The sequence below is a fragment of the Clostridium sp. MCC345 genome (assembly GCF_018785345.1).
Lineage (GTDB): Bacteria > Bacillota > Clostridia > Lachnospirales > Anaerotignaceae > Anaerotignum_A > Anaerotignum_A faecicola.
In genome coordinates this window covers 303,145-322,558 of sequence record NZ_WQPP01000060.1, presented here as the reverse complement: position 1 = coordinate 322,558, position 19,414 = coordinate 303,145, and the positions used below count along the sequence as shown (strand labels likewise).

The 19,414-nt window shown below is 48.3% G+C and carries 17 protein-coding genes, 1 tRNA gene and 1 riboswitch; of the genes, 16 read left to right on the top strand and 2 right to left on the bottom strand.

Annotated elements, in window-relative coordinates; all coding sequences use genetic code 11:
• Window positions 1–3 precede the first annotated feature (3 nt).
• The 16 genes from GPK49_RS10975 (at window position 4) to recA (ending at window position 18,247) form a co-directional block, all read left to right on the top strand.
• Window positions 4–75 (top strand) — tRNA-Gly (locus GPK49_RS10975).
• A gap of 82 nt (window positions 76–157) precedes the next feature.
• Window positions 158–439 (top strand): DUF503 domain-containing protein, encoded by a 282-nt coding sequence (locus GPK49_RS10970; RefSeq protein WP_016407207.1) that lies wholly within the window; start codon window positions 158–160, stop codon window positions 437–439.
• Window positions 440–624: 185 nt separating this feature from the next.
• Complete coding sequence (tig, locus tag GPK49_RS10965) at window positions 625–1,917, top strand: trigger factor (RefSeq protein WP_016407206.1); 1,293 nt, start codon at window positions 625–627, stop codon at window positions 1,915–1,917.
• 106 nt (window positions 1,918–2,023) lie between these two features.
• Window positions 2,024–2,623, top strand: coding sequence for an ATP-dependent Clp endopeptidase proteolytic subunit ClpP (gene clpP, locus GPK49_RS10960; protein WP_215677867.1), 600 nt, complete (start codon window positions 2,024–2,026; stop codon window positions 2,621–2,623).
• Entirely contained in the window at window positions 2,624–3,925 is a 1,302-nt protein-coding gene (gene clpX, locus GPK49_RS10955) for an ATP-dependent Clp protease ATP-binding subunit ClpX (RefSeq protein ID WP_016407204.1), read from the top strand. It begins immediately after the preceding gene.
• Window positions 3,926–4,227: 302 nt separating this feature from the next.
• Window positions 4,228–5,418 (top strand): threonine ammonia-lyase, encoded by a 1,191-nt coding sequence (ilvA, locus tag GPK49_RS10950; protein WP_016407203.1) that lies wholly within the window; start codon window positions 4,228–4,230, stop codon window positions 5,416–5,418.
• Between the two features lie 118 nt (window positions 5,419–5,536).
• Window positions 5,537–6,436: a DMT family transporter gene (locus tag GPK49_RS10945; RefSeq protein ID WP_016407202.1), complete on the top strand. Its 900-nt coding sequence runs from the start codon at window positions 5,537–5,539 to the stop codon at window positions 6,434–6,436.
• A 128-nt stretch (window positions 6,437–6,564) separates the two neighbouring features.
• Entirely contained in the window at window positions 6,565–9,399 is a 2,835-nt protein-coding gene (locus tag GPK49_RS10940; protein ID WP_215677865.1) for an FtsK/SpoIIIE family DNA translocase, read from the top strand.
• Between the two features lie 98 nt (window positions 9,400–9,497).
• Window positions 9,498–9,577: riboswitch (ZMP/ZTP riboswitch) on the top strand.
• A gap of 112 nt (window positions 9,578–9,689) precedes the next feature.
• The gene (locus GPK49_RS10935; protein WP_016407199.1) at window positions 9,690–11,363 is read left to right on the top strand and encodes a formate--tetrahydrofolate ligase; all 1,674 of its coding nucleotides are present in this window, start codon (window positions 9,690–9,692) and stop codon (window positions 11,361–11,363) included.
• A 20-nt stretch (window positions 11,364–11,383) separates the two neighbouring features.
• Window positions 11,384–12,241, top strand: a complete 858-nt coding sequence (gene folD / locus GPK49_RS10930) for a bifunctional methylenetetrahydrofolate dehydrogenase/methenyltetrahydrofolate cyclohydrolase FolD (RefSeq protein WP_215677856.1) — start codon at window positions 11,384–11,386, stop codon at window positions 12,239–12,241.
• A 112-nt stretch (window positions 12,242–12,353) separates the two neighbouring features.
• Window positions 12,354–12,827: a hypothetical protein gene (locus tag GPK49_RS10925; protein WP_215677854.1), complete on the top strand. Its 474-nt coding sequence runs from the start codon at window positions 12,354–12,356 to the stop codon at window positions 12,825–12,827.
• 141 nt (window positions 12,828–12,968) lie between these two features.
• Window positions 12,969–14,333, top strand: a complete 1,365-nt coding sequence (gene rimO, locus GPK49_RS10920) for a 30S ribosomal protein S12 methylthiotransferase RimO (protein WP_215677852.1) — start codon at window positions 12,969–12,971, stop codon at window positions 14,331–14,333.
• Window positions 14,311–14,850 carry a CDP-diacylglycerol--glycerol-3-phosphate 3-phosphatidyltransferase gene (pgsA, locus tag GPK49_RS10915; RefSeq protein ID WP_016407195.1) on the top strand — a complete coding sequence of 180 codons (540 nt, stop codon included), beginning with the start codon at window positions 14,311–14,313 and terminating at the stop codon, window positions 14,848–14,850. Before rimO ends, pgsA begins: the two co-directional genes overlap by 23 nt.
• Window positions 14,851–14,965: 115 nt before the next feature.
• Entirely contained in the window at window positions 14,966–16,204 is a 1,239-nt protein-coding gene (locus GPK49_RS10910; protein ID WP_118581743.1) for a competence/damage-inducible protein A, read from the top strand.
• On the top strand, window positions 16,191–17,051 hold the full coding sequence (locus tag GPK49_RS10905) for a DMT family transporter (protein WP_016407193.1): 861 nt from the start codon (window positions 16,191–16,193) through the stop codon (window positions 17,049–17,051). Before GPK49_RS10910 ends, GPK49_RS10905 begins: the two co-directional genes overlap by 14 nt.
• Before the next feature lie 101 nt (window positions 17,052–17,152).
• Window positions 17,153–18,247 (top strand): recombinase RecA, encoded by a 1,095-nt coding sequence (recA, locus tag GPK49_RS10900; protein ID WP_016407192.1) that lies wholly within the window; start codon window positions 17,153–17,155, stop codon window positions 18,245–18,247.
• Between the two features lie 95 nt (window positions 18,248–18,342).
• Here recA and GPK49_RS10895 read toward each other — a convergent pair whose 3' ends face one another.
• Both GPK49_RS10895 and GPK49_RS10890 read right to left on the bottom strand, forming a co-directional pair.
• On the bottom strand, window positions 18,343–18,675 hold the full coding sequence (locus GPK49_RS10895) for a branched-chain amino acid transporter permease (protein WP_016407191.1): 333 nt from the start codon (window positions 18,673–18,675) through the stop codon (window positions 18,343–18,345).
• The gene (locus GPK49_RS10890) at window positions 18,676–19,386 is read right to left on the bottom strand and encodes an AzlC family ABC transporter permease (RefSeq protein WP_016407190.1); all 711 of its coding nucleotides are present in this window, start codon (window positions 19,384–19,386) and stop codon (window positions 18,676–18,678) included. It abuts the gene before it with no gap.
• Between the last annotated feature and the right edge of the window lie 28 nt (window positions 19,387–19,414).

Genomic DNA, 19,414 nt, shown 5'->3' with positions numbered 1-19,414 from the left:
TATGCGCGAGTGGCTCAGTGGTAGAGCATCGCCTTGCCAAGGCGAGGGTCGCGAGTTCGAATCTCGTCTCGCGCTTAGAAGAATCGGTTTTGAGGACAATCAAGACCGATTTTTTCTTTTACCTTTCTTTTAACAAAACCGGAAAGGAGGGACTCATGTGTTTGTAGGGATTTGTGAGGCAACCTTTCGTGCAGAATGGGTTTCCAGCTTGAAGGAAAAGCGGATGGTGGTCAAAAGTCTGGTGGAAAAAACGAGGCATAAATTCAACGCCTCCGTGGCGGAGGTGGACAGACAGGAGGAGCATAAAATGCTCGTGGTTGGCTTTGCTTGTGTCAGCAATGAAAAAAGCCATGCGGAGCGTATGCTGCAGCATATTCTGGATTTCATGGAGAAAAGCACAGAAGCGGAATTGATTTCGGCAGAATATGAGGTATATTAGGTGTATTTTTGTTGAAAACAGACGGAAAATTTGCATTTACCTGTAGATTTTCAAAATTCAGTGTGTTATAATCTACTGTGATTGTGCAGTTTTAGCGTACTGTAACTCAACATGGCAGCATCATTTAGAAAATAAAGACAAAGTTGTCATAAAAAACGAATATCTTTAAGGAGGAACTTCTTACAATGAACGCAACATTAATCAGCAAAGAAAAAACAGCAGTAAAACTTTCTTTTGAAGTAAGCGCAGAAGTACTGGAACAGGGCATGGCTTTTGCTTACAACAAACACAAAAATAATCTGTCTCTGCCCGGCTTCAGAAAGGGTAAAGTACCCAGAAAGCTGATTGAAGCACAGTATGGCGAAGGCTTTTTCTATGAAGATGCAATCAACCACATCTTCCCCGATGAATACATGGCAGCAGTAAAGGAACTGGGTCTGGACGTTGTTTCCGCTCCCACTCTGGATATTGACTATATTCAGTCCGGCAAGGGCGCAAAATTCATCTGCGATGTAACTGTAAAGCCTGAAGTGGAACTGGGTCAGTATAAGGGTCTGGAAGTAGAAAAGGTTTCCGCAGAAGTAACAGATGAAGACGTTATGAAGGAACTGGAAAAGGTGCAGAAGCAGAACGCAAGAAAGGTTGAAGTAACAGACAGAGCAGCACAGCTGGGCGATGTTGTAAACATTGACTATCTGGGCTCCGTTGACGGCGTTGCTTTCGATGGCGGCAAGGCAGAAGGCTTTGATCTGGAGCTGGGCTCTCATTCCTTCATCGAAGGCTTTGAGGATCAGATTGTTGGCCACAACATCGGCGAAGAATTTGATATCAACGTAACCTTCCCCGAAGCTTACCATGCACCCGAACTGGCAGGCAAGGCAGCTGTATTCGCAATTAAGGTAAACGGTATCACAGCAAAGGAACTGCCCGAACTGAATGACGCATTTGCAGAAGATGTTTCCGAATTCTCCACTCTGGATGAATACAAAGCAGACATTCTGGCTAAACTGGCTGCAGAGAAGACAGAAAAGGCAAAGCAGCTGCAGGGCGATAAGCTGCTGGATGCAGCAGTTGCAAACTGCAAGATGGAAGTGCCTCAGGTTATGTACGATAACAAGATTGACAGCATGATGAGAGAATTTGAAGAAAATATCGTTCGTCAGGGTCTGTCCATGGATGTTTACTATCAGTACATGGGTACAAATGAAGAAACCATGAGAGAAACCTTCAAGGATACATCCATGAAGAGCGTTGATGCAAGACTGATGCTGGAAGCAATCGCAAAGGCTGAAAATTTGGTTATCTCCGATGAAGATCTGGATGCAGAGGTTATCAAATACGGCGAAAGCTACGGTGTAGACGGCAAGACAATGCTGGATATGATTCAGGAAGACGATAAGAACGCCCTGAGACAGGATATGCTGGTAAGAGCTGCTATGAAGGTAATCGAAGACAACGCAGTCATCAAAGAAGCATAAGAAGCATAAAAAAAGCAACAAAAAGGCGAAGACTTGGAAATATTGCAATGCAGATAGGCACAGGAAACTGTGCCTATTTAGATAATATAAGATTGGAGGAATCATAATGAGTTTAGTACCTATGGTCGTAGAACAGTCCAACCGTGGCGAACGTTCTTATGATATTTATTCCAGATTGCTGAAGGACAGAATCATTTTTCTGGGGGAAGAGGTCAACGATGTAACCGCAAGTCTGGTTGTGGCACAGCTGCTTTTTCTGGCGGCGGAGGATCCCGATAAGGACATCAACCTCTACATCAACAGCCCTGGCGGTTCTGTAACGGCAGGCATGGCAATTTATGATACCATGCAGTATATCAAGCCTGATGTATCCACCATCTGTATCGGTATGGCGGCAAGCATGGGCGCATTTCTTCTGGCAGGCGGCGCAAAGGGCAAGAGATATGCTCTGCCCAATGCAGAGGTCATGATCCATCAGCCCAGCGGCGGCGCAAGAGGGCAGGCAACGGATATCCGTATCCATGCGGAAAATATCCTGCGCACCAAAGCAAAGCTGAATCAGATTCTGGCGGAAAATACAGGCAAGCCTGTGGAAGAAGTGGAAAAAGACACAGAACGCGATAACTTTATGAGCGCTGAGGAGGCAAAAGCCTACGGTTTGATTGATGCTGTCATCACAAAGCCTCAGACAAAGGAGAGAGGATAAATGGCAGGGAAAACGGAAGATATGAATAAGCTGCACTGCTCCTTCTGCGGAAAAACGCAGGATCAGGTGAAAAAGCTGATTGCCGGCCCGAATGTATATATCTGCGATGAATGTATCGACCTCTGCTCGGACATTATCGAGGAAGAATATGATGTGCTGGCAAATAAGGATGAAAATTTCAATGTGCCGAAGCCGAAGGAGATTAAGGAAACGCTGGATGAATATGTCATCGGGCAGAGCAGAGCAAAACAGGCTTTGGCGGTTGCGGTGTATAACCACTATAAACGCATTTATATGGATACCAAGGCAGAGGATGTAGAGCTGCAAAAGAGCAATATCCTTCTGGTTGGACCTACAGGGACAGGGAAAACCCTTCTGGCACAGACCTTGGCAAAGGTGCTGAATGTACCCTTTGCGATTGCGGATGCAACCTCTCTGACCGAAGCCGGCTATGTCGGCGAGGATGTGGAGAATATCCTGCTCAAGCTGATTCAGGCGGCAGATTATGATGTGGATAAGGCAGAACGCGGCATTATCTATATCGATGAAATTGATAAAATCACAAAGAAAAGCGAAAATGTATCCATCACCAGAGATGTCAGCGGCGAAGGCGTACAGCAGGCACTGCTGAAAATTCTGGAGGGGACTGTGGCAAGCGTGCCTCCGCAGGGCGGCAGAAAGCACCCGCATCAGGAATTTATCCAGATTGATACAACCAATATCCTTTTCATCTGCGGCGGTGCCTTCGGCGGCATTGAAAAAATCATTCAGAACCGCATGGGGCATAAAGTGATTGGCTTTGGTGCAGAGGTGCAGAGCAAGCTGGATAAAACAAATGACGAGCTTTTGCAGAGCCTTATGCCGCAAGATTTGCTGAAATATGGTCTGATTCCGGAATTTATCGGTCGTCTGCCTGTTGTGGTAACGCTGGATAATCTGGATGAGGATGCCTTTGTGCATATTTTAACAGAACCCAAGAATGCACTGACAAAGCAGTATGAATATCTTTTTGCGCTGGATGATGTTATTCTGGAGTTTAAGGAGGAAGCGCTGCGTGCTATCGCAAGAAAGGCAATGGAACGGGAAACCGGCGCGCGTGGGCTGCGTTCTATTGTAGAGGAATTCATTAACCCGATTATGTATGAAATCCCGACACAGACAAACGTGGAACGCTGCATTATCACAGAGGATGTTGTAAACGGCAAGGCGGCTCCCGAATATGTTTATAATGAAAACAGAAAGCCCCTGCAGCGGATGCGAAAGCGCAAAAGCAGCAGAGGAAACAGCGGTGTTTCCGCATAAACCAAGAAAAATCGGAAAAATTGAGTATCTCTATCCTAATGATAGGGATACTTTTTTATTGGAAAAACGCACAATAGAAGGGGATTTCATTTTGCAGTGTGCGGAAAAATGTGCATATTTGGCGGATTTGTCGGAATTTTTAACAAAATCGCAAAAAATGTCTAAAAAATCACAAATAGCTGTTGACGGAATCGCATTTGCGTACTATAATTTATGCGTACTTGAGAGAGAGACAAGGACAGAAAAATGTCCTTGATAAAAAGACAAAACATATTATATAAAAGACACTAGGAGGAAGAAAAATGCTTACACTGGAAATGATTCAGGACGCAAAAAAAACACTGGAAGGCGTTGCAAGAGTAACACCTTTGTACGAATCCGCTTTTATCAACCCTAACGCAAACGTATTTATCAAATGCGAAAATATGCAGGTAACAGGCTCCTTCAAGCTGAGAGGTGCTTATGTAAAAACAGCAAGCCTGACAGAAGAAGAAGCTTCCAAGGGTGTAATCGCTTGTTCCGCAGGTAACCATGCACAGGGCGTTGCTCTGGCAGCACAGAAAAAAGGCATCAAGGCTACTATCTGCATGCCCGCAGGCGCTCCTCTAGCTAAGGTTGAAGCTACAAAGAGCTACGGCGCAGAAGTTGTTCTGGTTCCCGGTGTATATGATGATGCTGCTGCAAAGGCAGTAGAACTGCAGCAGGAAAAGGGCTACACATTCCTGCACCCCTTCAATGATGAATATGTAATGGCAGGTCAGGGTACTGTTGGTCTGGAAATCATGGAAAAACTGCCCGAAGCTGACGTTGTATTCGTTCCCATCGGTGGCGGCGGTCTGATTTCCGGTGTTGCTTGCGCAATCAAGAGCATCAACCCCAACTGCAAGGTATATGGCGTGCAGGCAGCAGGCGCTCCTTCCATGAAGCAGTCCATCGAACATAAGAAAATCGAAAAGCTGGCTAGCGTTTCCACAATGGCTGACGGTATCGCAGTTAAGGAGCCCGGCACACTGACATTCGAGGCTTGCATGAAATATGTTGACGGCATCGTAACTGTAACAGAAGCTGAAATCGCATCCGCAATCCTGATGCTGCTGGAAAAACACAAAATGGTAGCAGAAGGCGCAGGTGCAGTTTCCGTAGCAGCAGCTATGACAAATAAAGTAGATATCAAGGGCAAAAACGTTGTATGCGTAGTTTCCGGTGGTAACGTAGACGTAAACGTACTGGACAGAATCATCGACAAGGGTCTGCAGGAAAACGGCAGAATCGCTGAATTCTCTGTAATGATGGCAGATAAGCCCGGTCAGCTGATTCAGCTGCTGCAGATTATTGCACAGACAGGCGCAAACATTCTGGATGTAAACCACGACAGAAGAGCAAAAGGCGTAGCAGTAAGCAATGTAGTTGTAAACGTAACCGTTGAAACAAGAAACAAAGCACACTATGAAGAAATGGTTGCAGCACTGAAGGCACAGGGCTACACAATCTGATTTTTCCGAGTGCTTCATAATAACCTTTAACAACACAGGGTACTGATCGAAGGGTCAGTACCTTTTTTTGTTGAAAAAAGCGAAAAAATATATTATTCTGTTACCTGAGGTGAAAAATATGGAACAACAAAAGAAAAAGCGTACAGCAGGAATCTGCCTTACCCTCGCGGGTGGCATTTGCTGGGGGCTTTCCGGCTGCTTTGGGCAATATTTATTTCAGAAAAAGGATATTACGGCAGATTGGCTTGTGATGGTGCGGCTGCTTTTGGCGGGAGTACTTTTGGTTTTGATGGGCTTTTTGCTGACGAAAAAACGGATGGGGGATATCTGGAAAAATCCTGTGGACAGAAGGCAGCTCTTGATTTTTTCTGTTTTTGGTATGCTGAGCTGTCAGTATACTTATTTTGCGGCCATCCAATATTCCAATGCAGGCACGGCAACGGTGTTGCAGTCCTTGGCGCCTTTGCTGATTTTGGGGGTTGTGTGCTTCAAGGAAAAGCGTTGGCCTCGTAAAATGGAAACAGGTGCTATCTTTTGTGCATTGCTGGGGGTGTTTTTGCTCAGTACGCATGGCGATATTCACAGCATGAGCATCACAACCTTGGCTTTGGTGTTCGGCTTAGGTGCGGCGGCAGGCGGTGCGGCGTATAATCTGCTTTCCGGGGATTTATTGCGGCATTATGGCGTATATGCCGTTGTGGGCTATGCCATGCTGCTTGCGGGTGTGGCAATGCTGCCCTTTGTGCGCCCCTGGAGCTATGCCGTTCCTTTTGACCAAGGAACTGTTTTGGCGACGGCAGGGGTGGTTGTGATTGGCACGGCGATTGCGTTTTCGCTTTATCTGAAGGGTGTCAGCATTGTGGGGCCCTTCATGGGAAGCCTGCTCGGGATGATGGAGCCGATTACGGCGGTTATCGTTTCCCTCCTCTTTTTGCACGCAAAATTCCAAGGCATAGACCTGATTGGCTTTGCGCTGATTCTGGGGACAGTGGTGGCGCTTTCCTTGCAATCGAAATAATGAAAAAAACAGGATACCTTGGTTTTTGCAGAAGCCAAGGTATATTTGCGTGCAAAGGAATTTTGTGATAAAATTATGTATTGGAAAATTTTTATCTGAAGGATATGGAAATAGATGAGGTGAGAGCTTTGGCGGAACAGAAAAATAAGAAAAAAACTGCCAAAACCACTGCAAAATCGCCGTCTGTGAAAAAAGCAACGGCAAGGAGCAGTGCCGGAAGGGAAATAGCAAAAAAGGAAACGGGAGCGAGAAAAGAGACCACCAGAATGACGGCGCAGCCTGCCCGTTTTGGGGACAGTATTCTGGATGAGGTCATTCTGCTTCTGATTATTGTTGCATCAATTATTGTATTTATCAGCCTGCTGACGGAAAGGATGGGCATCATCGGCGGCATCATCAGCAGCTTTTTCAAGGGACTTTTCGGGCTTGGCGGGCTTTTTCTGCCCATCTGCGTGATTGCCTACTGCATCTGGATGCTGGTGAGCGAGGAAAAGCGATATCCGCTTGTGCGCGGCATCGGGGCGGGGCTATTTCTGTTGACCGTAGCCGCCTTTGCGCAGGTGCTGCACCCGATTCAGGCGGCAGAAAGCCTTGGCTTTTTCAAACGCTGTGGTGTGTTTTACGGCGCAGGTGCGTTTACAAATGGAGGGCTGACAGGTGGACTGATTGGCGGTGGACTGGACAGGGCATTGGACACCCTTGGGAGCGTCATTGTCCTATTGGCGACAGGCATTATTTCCATCGTCATGGCAACAGGAAAATCCTTCTTCCATGCTCTTGGGGATGCCAATGCGCACCGTAAGGCGAGACGGAAGGTGAAAAACGAAAAAATCAAGAATAAAGTCGAGCGGATTCGCCAGCAGGAGGAGCTGGAAGCGGAGCGGCAGGCGAAAAAGGCGCAGCGCCGCAGAAGGATGAACCGTGAGGATTTCAATATCGAGGTACAGGAGAACAGCGGTGAAACGCCCTATGTGGAGGAAACGGTGTTCCGCAAGAAGCCTTTGATTCTGGAAACGAAAAAACGGGAACCGATTTTTGATTTTGTGAAGGAAAACGGCGCAGAGGTTGCGGTGCGCAGAGAAGAAAAGACGGAGGATGCACCGAAGGAAGCGCACGATGAAAAAGCCGCAGAAACGCCTTCTATCCGAGAAGCGGCGGCAATGCCGGCAGAGGATGTGCGAAAGGAGGCGGCAGAGGAGCAGGTGAAACCGCAGGCAACAGAATCCGATGCGGCGGATGCATTGTTTGCGGAAATCTTTGCAGAAAAGCCGCGCGAGGAAAGCATCAGCATTGATATTCTGCCGGAGGAGGACATGGGCAAAACCGTTGTGCCGAGAAAGGAAACGCCCGCTGCCAAGGAGGAAATCCCCATTGCAATGATGGAGGAGGAGACTGTGGAAGAAACGCAGGCAGAGGAAGCGGAGGAATCCGAAGAAGCGGCAGAGCCGGAGGCAGCGAAGCCTGCGGCAGATATGCCTGAGCCAAAGAAGGAAACGGCACCTGTCGAGGAAGAAAAGCCGTATATCTTTCCGCCGATTACGCTGCTGGGAAAAGATCCGCAAACGGGCAACGGCAGCAACCGTTCGGAATTATTTGAAAATGCAAGAAAGTTGGAAACTACGCTGAAAAGCTTTAGTGTGGATGCAAAGGTAATCCAAATCAGCAGAGGTCCTACTGTGACGCGCTATGAGCTTTCGCCGAGCCAAGGCGTAAAGGTCAGCAAGATTGTGAATTTGGCGGATGATATCGCGCTGAATCTGGCGGCAAGCGGGATTCGTATTGAAGCACCCATTCCCGGCAAGGCGGCAGTCGGCATTGAAGTGCCGAATAAGGAAACACAGTCGGTTTATATGCGGACGCTGTTGGAAAGTGATGCCTTCAAGCAGCACCCCTCTAAGCTTGCCTTTGCCCTGGGGCAGGATATTGCAGGCAACCCTGTTGTGACGGATATTGCAAAAATGCCGCACCTGCTGATTGCGGGCGCAACGGGTTCGGGGAAATCGGTCTGCATCAATACGCTGATTACGAGTATTCTTTATAAGGCAGACCCCAAAGAGGTTAAGCTGCTTCTGGTTGACCCGAAGGTGGTAGAGCTGAGCGTGTATAACGGGATTCCGCACCTTTTGATTCCGGTTGTGACAGATCCGAAGAAGGCAGCCTCTGCGCTGAATTGGGCGGTGCGTGAGATGCTGCAAAGATATAATGATTTTGCTGCCCATGGTGTCAGAGATATTAAGGGCTTTAATAAATTGATGGAAGAAAAGGGTGACGAAAAGGGCAAAATGCCGCAAATTGTCATTATCATTGATGAGTTGGCAGACCTGATGATGGCAGCACCCGGCGAGGTGGAGGATGCTATCTGCCGTCTGGCGCAGATGGCGCGTGCGGCAGGGATGCACCTGATTATTGCGACACAGCGTCCCTCTGTGGATGTCATTACGGGGGTAATCAAGGCGAATATCCCTTCCAGACTGGCGTTTGCCGTATCCTCCGGCATTGACTCCAGAACGATTCTGGATATGGTCGGGGCAGAAAAGCTGCTGGGGAAGGGCGATATGCTGTTCTATCCTTCGGGACAAAGCAAGCCTTCCCGTTTGCAGGGCGCATTCGTAACAGATCAGGAGGTCGAAGCTATTGTCGATTTTCTGAAAAAGAGCAGCAAGCCCAATTATACACAGGAAACCATCGACCAGATTACCGCTGCCGGCAAGGTTGGCGGTGCGGCGGAGGATTCGGATGAATTTTTCTCGCAGGCAGTTGATTTGATTCTGGAAAAGGAAAAGGCATCTGTTTCCATGCTCCAAAGACAATTCCGCATCGGCTATAACCGCGCGGCAAGGCTGATGGATGATTTGGAGAAGCAGGGGATTGTCGGCCCGGAGGAGGGCAGTAAGCCTCGAAAGGTTCTCATTACCAAAAGCGAATGGGAGGAAATGACGGGGGCAGTTCCCGATGAGATTTAAAATACCAAAAAGGATTGTGGAGAGAACTCTCTGCAATCCTTTTTTCGGTTTTCGACTTAAAATGATTGACAAAAAGAAAGAAATATAGTACTATCACGATAGGGTCATATGACTGACGGAAGTGGAGACAACCACATGGAGTATGACTATTCGAATGCCGACCGTCTGGGCGATGATGCTTGGATTGGGTGCGGTTTTTTTTATGGAAAATTTTCGGTAAAAAACGCACCATCCCTTGTATCAGATGTGGAACAGCGGAATACCGCCAAAGCAGAGAGGAGATTTTTCGAATGTTTAAAACAGACTTACAGATTGCGCAGGAATGTAACATGGAGCATATCCTGAAGGTTGCTGAAAAAGCAGGGATTCCCGAAGAATATGTAGATTGCTACGGCAAATACAAGGGCAAAATCAGCAGCAAATATTACGACAAAATCAAAGATAACCCCGATGCAAAGCTGATTCTGGTAACAGCGGTGAACCCTACCCCCGCAGGCGAAGGCAAAACAACCGTTACCATCGGCCTGACAGAGGCATTGCAGCAGATGGGCAAAAATGCCATTACCTGCCTGCGTGAGCCTTCCTTGGGGCCCTGCATGGGCGTAAAGGGCGGCGCTGCCGGCGGCGGCTATGCACAGGTGGTTCCCATGGAGGATATCAACCTGCACTTTACCGGCGATTTGCACGCCATCACAACAGCAAATAACCTCTTGGCATCCATGGTGGATAACCACATTCAGCAGGGCAATGAGCTGAACATTGACCCCAGAAGAATTGCATGGAAGCGCTGTGTAGACCTGAACGACAGACAGCTGAGAAATGTGATTTCCGGCTTGGGCGGCAAGGTAAACGGTGTACCCAGAGAGGACGCATTCCAGATTACCGTTGCTTCCGAAATTATGGCAATCTTCTGCTTGGCAAATGATTTGAAGCAGCTGAAGGAAATGCTGGGCAGAATCATCGTTGGCTACACCTATGATGATGAACCTGTAACAGCAAAAATGATTGGCGCAGACGGCGCAATGACAGTTCTTTTGAAGGATGCACTGCAGCCTAACGTAGTGCAGACACTGGAAAATACACTGGCAATTATTCACGGCGGTCCCTTCGCAAATATCGCACATGGCTGTAACTCCGTTATGGCAACAAAAACAGCAATGAAAATTGCGGATTATGTTGTAACAGAGGCAGGCTTCGGTGCAGATTTGGGCGCTGAAAAATTCTTTGATATCAAGTGCCGTAAGGCAGGCCTGAAGCCCGATGCGGTTGTTCTGGTTGCAACCGTGCGTGCGCTGAAATATAACGGCGGTGTGCCGAAGGCAGATTTGTCCAATGAAAATCTGGATGCACTGGCAAAGGGCTTTGTGAATCTGGAAAAGCACATTGAAAACATCCAGAAATACGGCGTTCCCGTTGTGGTAACACTGAACCATTTCGTAGCTGATACAGATGCAGAGGTGGCTTATGTGAAGGAACGCTGCGAATCCATGGGCGCAACCTTTGCCGTAGCGAAGGTTTGGGCTAACGGCGGCGAGGGTGGCAAGGCTCTGGCTGAAAAGGTTCTGGAAACACTGGAAACAAAGGAAAGCAAATTCCATTTCCTGTATGAGGATGAACTGAATATCGTAGAAAAGGTAAATAAGGTATGCAAGGAAATCTATGGCGCAGGTACAGTAAACTTCTCTGCGGCGGCAAAGAAAACACTGGCACAGATTGACAAGCTGGGCTTTCACGATTTCCCTGTATGTATTGCAAAGACACAGTATTCTCTTTCCGATGATCCCAAGGTTCTGGGTCGTCCGGAAGGGTTCGAGGTAACAGTAAAAGAGATTCGTATTTCCGCAGGCGCAGGCTTTATCGTTGTTCTGCTGGGCGATGTTATGACAATGCCCGGTCTGCCTAAGAAACCGGCTGCGCTGAATATCGATATTGACGATAACGGAAATGTGGTAGGTCTCTTCTAAGAAAAAGGGAGTTAAAAAGGATGAAAGCACAACTGATTGATGGCAAACGGATTTCTGCGGAAATTAAGGCAGAGGCGGCGGAGGAGGCAGCAGCATTAAAGGCAAAGGGTATCACACCCTGCTTAGCGGTTGTTTTGGTCGGCGATGATTCCGCCTCTCAGGTATATGTGAATAACAAGAAAAAGGCATGTGAGGCAGTCGGGATTCGCTCGGTTTCCCATGTGTTGTCTGGGGGGACAACGGAGGAAACACTTTTGGAGCTGATCGCCAAGCTGAACGCGGATAAGGACATTCATGGGATTCTGGTGCAGATGCCTGTGCCAAAGCAGATTGATGAACGAAAGGTTATTCTTGCCATCGACCCGAAGAAGGATGTGGATTGTTTCCATCCCGTAAACGTGGGCAATCTCCACACAGGCGGAGAGGGATTCCTTCCCTGCACCCCTGCGGGCATTATCGAACTGATTAAGCGCAGCGGTCATTCCATCGAAGGGAAGCAGTGTGTTGTGATTGGCAGAAGCAATATCGTAGGAAAGCCTGTGGCTATGCTGTTGATGCAGGAGAACGGCACTGTGACGATTTGCCATTCCAGAACAAGGAATCTGGCAGAAATCTGTCGGGGGGCAGATATCATTGTCAGCGCAGTGGGCAAGGTAAACACAGTGACGGCGGATATGGTAAAGGAAGGCGCGATTCTCATTGATGTTGGGATGAATCGCAATGAGGCAGGCAAGTTGTGCGGCGATGTGGATTTTGAGAACGTGAAGGAAATTGCAGGGGCGATTACGCCTGTTCCCGGCGGCGTTGGCCCGATGACCATCGCTATGCTGATGAAAAACTGCAACATAGCCGCAAAAATCCAGAATGGATTGGAATAAAGAAAAATTGTAAGAAAATCTTAAGATGGATACCCTTGACTTTTCCGGAGAGCCAAGGGTATTCTTTTTATATAGAGAATGAACGGGAAGTGAGCGGAAAGGAAGTGTTTGTATGAAAAAAGGTGCTTTGAAGGGTATTGTATGCTTGGTTGTAATCGTGGTTATCTGGATGGCAGTTTCTTTTCGGAGCAAACCGCTTTCCGAGGAGGGGGAAATTTCCCTTGAGAATTTTGTAGTTTGCCGTGTGCAGACGATGGAGATAAAAAATGATACAGGCTATGTGAGTGGGGCAGAAATCAGAGAGAAGGAACGGATGCAGAAGGCACTGGATGCGTTGGGTGAAATAGAGGTCAGAAAAATGATGCCATGGGAGAAGTTCTTTTCCGACAGGCAGGAACAGGAAACGTATTATACAATGATGATTTGGTACGACAGCGAAACGGAAGGACGGTATGAGTCGCTCGCCTGCTGGGAGGGAGGACGCATTGATTTCAGAGATACCGCCTACATGATTACGGGAAAGGAGAAAACGAAGGCGACAGACCTGCTGGAAGGGCTTTTGCAGGAATACGAAACAGCAGAATAAGGAAAAGCAACCCTCGATTGTATCGGGGGTTTTTCTTTGGCAGAAAGAGGGAAAAAGAATTTTGCGGAAATATAGCAATTTTCCTAGTTTTATAGTAAAATATAACGATAGAAAAAAGAGAAGATTTTAAGGAGGAATACAATGAGCAGAAAAATCGCATTCACCTCTTTGGGGTGCGATAAGAATAGAGTTGACAGTGAGGTTATGCTGGGGATTTTGCAGAAAAACGGCTACACAGCGGTAGCGGATGAGGCAGAGGCGGATATTATCGTGGTGAATACCTGCTGCTTTATCAAGGATGCTTTGGAAGAAAGCATTGAAACCATTCTGGAGATGTCCCAATATAAGAACCCTGATGTGGGGAACTGCAAGGGATTGATTGTGGCAGGCTGCTTAGGGCAGAGATATGAAAAGGAATTTTTTGATGAATTGCCGGAGGTGGATGCCATTATCGGCACAACGGCGTACGAATCCATTGCCGAGGTTGCGGATGAAATTCTGGGCGGCAAGGAGCAGGTGAAGCAGCTGGAAAGCATTGACCTTGCTATGCAGGATGGAAACGGCAAGCTGCGTGTGCTTTCGACCGCACCATATTTTGCGTATCTGAAAATTTCTGAGGGCTGCGACAACCGTTGCACCTATTGTGTGATTCCGCAAATGCGTGGCAGACACCGTAGCAGAGAGCTGGAAAGCCTTGTGGAGGAAGCAACCCTTTTGGCACAGCAGGGCGTGAAGGAATTGGTAATTGTTGCACAGGATACATCTATCTACGGCAGAGATTTATACGGTAAGCCGATGCTGGATGTGCTTTTGCGGCGGCTGAATGCCATTGAGGGTCTGGAGTGGATTCGCCTGCTGTATGCGTATCCCGAAACGCTGACAGAGGAAACCATTGAGGCAATGGCAAGCTGCGAAAAGGTTTGTCATTATATTGATATGCCGATTCAGCATGGGAATGATGCCGTACTGAAACGCATGGGCAGAAAGAGCAGTCAGGCACTGATTCGGGAGAAGGTGGCAAGGCTGAGAGAGGCTATGCCCGATATTGCCATCCGCACCACGCTGATTGTCGGGTTCCCCGGAGAGACAGAGGAAGAATTTGCGGATTTGCAGAGTTTCGTGCAGGAAATGAAATTCGACCGTCTGGGTGTGTTCTCCTATTCGCAGGAGGAAGGCACGGTTGCGGCGGAAATGGAAAATCAGATTCCGGAGGAAACGAAGGAAGAACGCAGGGATATCATCATGGATATACAGAAATCCATTGCGGCTGCGCTTTGTGAAAAAGAGGTCGGCAAGGTGATGGAGGTGCTGATTGAGGGCAAGCTGCCTGAAGAAAATATCTTCTGTGGCAGAACAAGACGGGATGCCCCCGAAATTGACGGTCTGGTATTTGTTTCCTCGGAGGAGGAGCTGTATTCCGGTGATTTTGTAACGGTAAGGATTCGAGAAGCAGGCGATTATGATTTGATGGGAGATGTGGTTTATGGATATGAATTTGGCGAATAAGCTGACCATGCTGCGCGTGGTTATGATTCCGGCATTCTTGCTGGTGCTGTTTCTGGCACCTGAGCCAATGAACAGATATATTGCAGTGATTATTTTTATCGTGGCATCCTTAACGGATATGCTGGATGGCAAGATTGCAAGAAAATACAACATGGTTTCCAACTTCGGGAAATTCATGGATCCCCTTGCGGACAAGCTGTTGGTGATGTCTGCATTGGTTTCCATGGTTGCCTTAAAGGACTTGGCGGCATGGGTGGTTATCGTGATTTTGGCAAGAGAATTTGCCATTACAGGCTTCCGTACTCTTGCGATGGAGGCGAATATCGTGATGGCGGCAAGCTGGTGGGGGAAGGTGAAAACCACCACGCAGATGATTATGATTCCTGTGCTGCTGCTGAATCTGCCGTTTGCGTGCATGCCTGTTCTGGAAAAGCTTCTGGTGATTCTGGCGGTATTCTTTACGATTTTCTCCGGCGCGGATTATATCATTAAGAATAAGCAGGTTCTGATGGGCTAAGAGAAAAATGAAAGAGAGCGCTTTGTTTGAAAAGGCTCTCTTTTTTATTTCGGGATATTGGAATCCGATGATAAAAACGGTACAATAGAGGAAAAGACACAAAGGAGGAAGAAACATGAAGGCGGAGATTCTTGCAGTTGGCACGGAGCTGCTGTTGGGGGATATTTTGAATACAAATGCACAGTTTCTGGCGCAGGAGCTGGCCAATCTGGGGATAGAGGTATATTATCAGACGGTTGTTGGGGATAACCCACAGCGTTTAAAGGATACGATTTTTCATGCCTTTTCCAGAGCGGATTTGATTATTACAACAGGCGGCTTAGGGCCTACCGAGGATGACCTGACGAAGGAAACGGCGGCAGAATATTTCGGGGAAAGGCTGATTCTGGATGAAAGAGCATTGGGCAGAATTCGGAAATATTTTGACCGCACAGGCAGAGTGATGACGGAAAACAACGTGAAGCAGGCAATGGTGCCGGAGAAAAACGGGATTGTGCTGTATAACGATAACGGCACGGCACCGGGGATTATTATGGAGAAGAACGGAAAGATGATTGTGATGCTGCCCGGCCCTCCGAGAGAAACGATTCCCATGTTCCAAAATCAGGTGAAGCCTTATCTGGCGAAGAAGCAGGAATTTACCTTTGTTTCCCGTATTCTGCGCGTGGCAGAGGTGGGCGAGAGTGCCATGGAGGAAAGGGTAAAGGATATCATTGATGCGCAGACCAACCCGACGATTGCGCCCTATGCGAAGGATGGCGAGGCAATTCTGCGCATTACGGCAAAGGCAAGGGACGAGGAGGAAGCAAATCGACTGATTGACCCTGTTGCGGCGGTATTGAAGGAAAGATTGGGCGATGCGGTCTATGGCGAGGGCGAAACCGATTTGGAAACCGTTGTGGCAGAACAGCTGTTGCAAAAGCAACTCACGTTAGCGGTGGCGGAATCCTGCACCGGTGGTATGATTGCGTCTAATCTGGTGGAATATCCGGGAATTTCTGCGGCACTTGTGGAGGGCTGTGTGACCTATTCCAATGAGGCGAAAATGCACAGACTCGGCGTAAAGGCGGAAACACTGGAGAAATACGGCGCAGTCAGCGAGGAAACGGCGAAGGAAATGGCGGAGGGCATTGCGAGAACAAGCGGCGCAGACATCGGCGTGGCAACTACGGGCGTTGCAGGTCCGGAAAGCAGCGAGGGCAAGCCGGTCGGTCTGGTTTATATTGCGATTGCTTATAAAGGAAAAACGGAGGTGTACACCTGCCATTTTGTCGGGAAGCGGAACAAAATCAGAGAACGTGCGGCATATACTGCGCTGAACCGGCTGAGGAAGGTAATCAATGATGAAGCATAAGGGGGATTGGCTGCTGCTTCTGGCGGCATTTATCGGCGGCGGCGGATTTATCAGCCTGAAATATCTTCTGGATTGGGGATATGACCCGTTTCAGGTGATTTTCGGGCGTTTTCTGACGGCATCCGTCTGCATGTGTCTGGTTTACTGCAAACGGCTGAAACGAATTACCAAAGAGGAATGGAGGGTCGGCAGTATTCTGGGGGCATTGCTTGCGGCAATGTTTCTTCTGATGACGGTTGGGCTGCAATACACCACGCCATCGGTCAATGCGTTTCTGGTGAATATTCCTGCGGTCATTGTGCCGTTTGTCTGCTGGGGTGTGTTCAGGCAGAAGCCGAATCGGAACTGCTTTCTGGCGGCGGGGATGACGCTCTTTGGCGTTTGCTGCCTTTCTCTGACGGCGGATTTTCGTCTGGATTTCGGGGCAGGGCTGTCACTCTTGGCGGCGGTGGCGTTTTCGCTGCAAATGGCGTTTCTGGGGAATCTGACCAAGGACTGCGATTCTGTGCATATTGCGATTGTGGAGAATCTTTCGACCCTTGCGGTGATGACGGTGATTCTGATGTTTACGGGATGGGATATGCCGCCTCTGACATTGCCTGCCTTCGGAAACTTTTTCTATGCAGGGGCATTTTGCACCGCGCTTTATTTTGTGCTGCAAAGCATCGGACAGCAAAGCACTGCGCCGAACAAGGCGGCAATCATCATTACAACGGAATCTATTTTTGCGGCGGTATTTTCTGCGATTTTATACGGCGAACGGATGCACTTCAGGGGATATCTGGGGTGTGCGGTGATTTTTGCGGCAATGGCTTTGGCGGAAAAGCCTGTGCAGGAGAGAAAATAGCCGTTGACAAGGCGAACAAAATCGAATAAAATGGAAAAAAAGAGAACAAATATTCGTGAATATAAACAGAATCCGATAGGGTTTGGAAAGGTGGAAATAAAATGGCGGCAAAGGCACAAAAGGAAGATGTAAAATTTGAAGATAAGCAAAAGGCACTGGATGCGGCATTAAGCCAGATTGAGAAGCAGTTTGGCAAGGGTGCGGTAATGAAGCTGGGGGACAATAATGCAAAAATGGCGGTTGAGGTTGTGCCGACCGGCTCTCTGAGCCTGGATTTGGCGTTGGGGGTTGGCGGTCTGCCGAAGGGCAGAATCGTTGAGGTTTATGGCCCTGAATCCTCCGGTAAGACAACGGTTGCCCTGCACATGGTGGCAGAGGTGCAGAAGCGCGGCGGCATTGCAGGGTATGTGGATGCGGAGCATGCGATGGACCCCACTTATGCAAAGGCGCTGGGGGTTGATATTGATAACCTCTATATTTCTCAGCCGGATGACGGCGAACAGGCGTTGGAAATCACCGAAACCATGGTACGCAGCGGTGCGATTGATATTGTGATTGTGGACTCCGTAGCGGCATTGGTGCCTCGTGCGGAAATCGAGGGCGAAATGGGCGATTCCCATATGGGCCTGCAGGCAAGACTGATGAGCCAGGCATTGAGAAAGCTGACAGGTATTACCAATAAATCGAATTGTACGGTTGTTTTCATCAACCAGCTGCGTGAGAAAATCGGCGTAACCTTCGGCAATCCCGAAACCACAACGGGCGGTCGTGCGCTGAAATTCTATTCCTCTATCCGTATGGAAATCAGAAAGGCGGATGTGCTGAAGCAGGGAACGGAAATTGTCGGCAACCGCACAAAGGTAAAGGTTGCGAAAAACAAGGTAGCACCTCCCTTCAGAACGGCAGAGTTTGATATTATCTACGGCAAGGGCATCTCCAAGGAGGGGGATATTCTGGATCTGGCGGCAGATGTGGATATCGTAAATAAGAGCGGCGCATGGTATGCCTATAAGGAAACCCGTATCGGGCAAGGGCGTGAAAACGCAAAGCAGTTCCTGCGCGAGCATCCCGAAATGTGCGCGGAAATCGACCATCTGGTGCGCGTGCATTATGGACTGGAGCAGAATCAGGCTGCCCCGCAGACAGCAGAAGCGGCAGATGCAGCCGAAGCACCTATCACGGAAACAGAATTTTAAAATTATAATCAAAAAATTATAATTAAAAAATTGCAAAAAAAGAACCCTTCGTATGGAAAAAATACGGAGGGTTTTTCTGTTAAAATTATGTAGTATTATGCAAATACAAGCTGCACCAGAACCATATAGCAGACAGTGCCGCAGAAAATGCTGATGAGAGTGCTTCTTTTCCAGAGGTGCAGAATGGCTGTTACCGCGGAGGCAATCAAGAGCGGCGCAAAGCCTGCCGCAGAGGAAAAAGAAATGCCCTTCAGACAATAAATGACAAGGGTTGCCATAATTGCCATCGGAAGCACACGCCCCAGATAGCGTACAGGCTCTGGAACGGCTCTGCCGCTGAAAATGAGGAAGGGCAGGGCACGCTCCAGAAGGGTGCAGATGCCGCAGACGGCAATGATTGCAATAGATTGCATTGTAGTTAAAACCATTTACGCTTCCTCCTTTTCTTCTTTTACAGCTTTTACAGGCTCGATACGGTGACGCAGGATGCTTAAAAGAGCAACGGTAATCACCAGCGAAGGCAGAATGAAATTGCTTGGCCCGAAGATAAGCAGACAGACGATGGCGGAAACAAAGGCAAGCCATGCCGGCAGGCGGTTATCCGCGCCAAGTATCTGCTCTATCAGGATAACGATGAAAAGGGCGGTCAGCGCAAAATCAATGCCTGTGGTGTTGAAGGGAAGCATGCTCCCAATCAGCGCACCGATGATGCTCAGGATAATCCAATAGGAGATGGACAGAAACGCCGTCAGCACATACGCCCATTTTTCATTGACATCCGACTCGAAATGATGCGAACAGTGGAGGGAATAATTTTCATCCGTCAGGGAATAGATGAGAAAATATTTCCAAGGACCGAAGGTACGGAATTTTTCGATGAAGGACAGCCCATAGAAAATATGACGGCTGTTGAGCAGGAGTGACATAATCGCAACGGTCAGAAGCGAAACGCCGCCGGCGAAGAAGGTCACCATCAGATATTGCAGAGAGCCTGCCAGAACGAAAATGCTGCATGCGCCTGTCCAGACGAAATTATAGCCGCAGTTCTGCATCAGTACCCCGTAAGCAAGGGCAACGGGGATATAGCTGATGAGGATGGGAAGGCTGTGCTTGAGTGCGTAACGAAAGGCTTTTGCCATAAATCATGCTCCTTTCTGAAGGTATCTT

What these genes read in the sequence shown, in the direction of transcription:
- tig (WP_016407206.1), top strand. Translation starts at nt 625, where the DNA reads ATGAACGCAACATTAATCAGCAAAGAAAAAACAGCAGTAAAACTTTCT.
- clpP (WP_215677867.1), top strand. Translation starts at nt 2,024, where the DNA reads ATGAGTTTAGTACCTATGGTCGTAGAACAGTCCAACCGTGGCGAACGT.
- clpX (WP_016407204.1), top strand. Translation starts at nt 2,624, where the DNA reads ATGGCAGGGAAAACGGAAGATATGAATAAGCTGCACTGCTCCTTCTGC.
- ilvA (WP_016407203.1), top strand. Translation starts at nt 4,228, where the DNA reads ATGCTTACACTGGAAATGATTCAGGACGCAAAAAAAACACTGGAAGGC.
- GPK49_RS10945 (WP_016407202.1), top strand. Translation starts at nt 5,537, where the DNA reads ATGGAACAACAAAAGAAAAAGCGTACAGCAGGAATCTGCCTTACCCTC.
- GPK49_RS10935 (WP_016407199.1), top strand. Translation starts at nt 9,690, where the DNA reads ATGTTTAAAACAGACTTACAGATTGCGCAGGAATGTAACATGGAGCAT.
- folD (WP_215677856.1), top strand. Translation starts at nt 11,384, where the DNA reads ATGAAAGCACAACTGATTGATGGCAAACGGATTTCTGCGGAAATTAAG.
- GPK49_RS10925 (WP_215677854.1), top strand. Translation starts at nt 12,354, where the DNA reads ATGAAAAAAGGTGCTTTGAAGGGTATTGTATGCTTGGTTGTAATCGTG.
- rimO (WP_215677852.1), top strand. Translation starts at nt 12,969, where the DNA reads ATGAGCAGAAAAATCGCATTCACCTCTTTGGGGTGCGATAAGAATAGA.
- pgsA (WP_016407195.1), top strand. Translation starts at nt 14,311, where the DNA reads ATGGATATGAATTTGGCGAATAAGCTGACCATGCTGCGCGTGGTTATG.
- GPK49_RS10910 (WP_118581743.1), top strand. Translation starts at nt 14,966, where the DNA reads ATGAAGGCGGAGATTCTTGCAGTTGGCACGGAGCTGCTGTTGGGGGAT.
- GPK49_RS10905 (WP_016407193.1), top strand. Translation starts at nt 16,191, where the DNA reads ATGATGAAGCATAAGGGGGATTGGCTGCTGCTTCTGGCGGCATTTATC.
- recA (WP_016407192.1), top strand. Translation starts at nt 17,153, where the DNA reads ATGGCGGCAAAGGCACAAAAGGAAGATGTAAAATTTGAAGATAAGCAA.
- GPK49_RS10895 (WP_016407191.1), bottom strand. Translation starts at nt 18,675, where the DNA reads ATGGTTTTAACTACAATGCAATCTATTGCAATCATTGCCGTCTGCGGC.
- GPK49_RS10890 (WP_016407190.1), bottom strand. Translation starts at nt 19,386, where the DNA reads ATGGCAAAAGCCTTTCGTTACGCACTCAAGCACAGCCTTCCCATCCTC.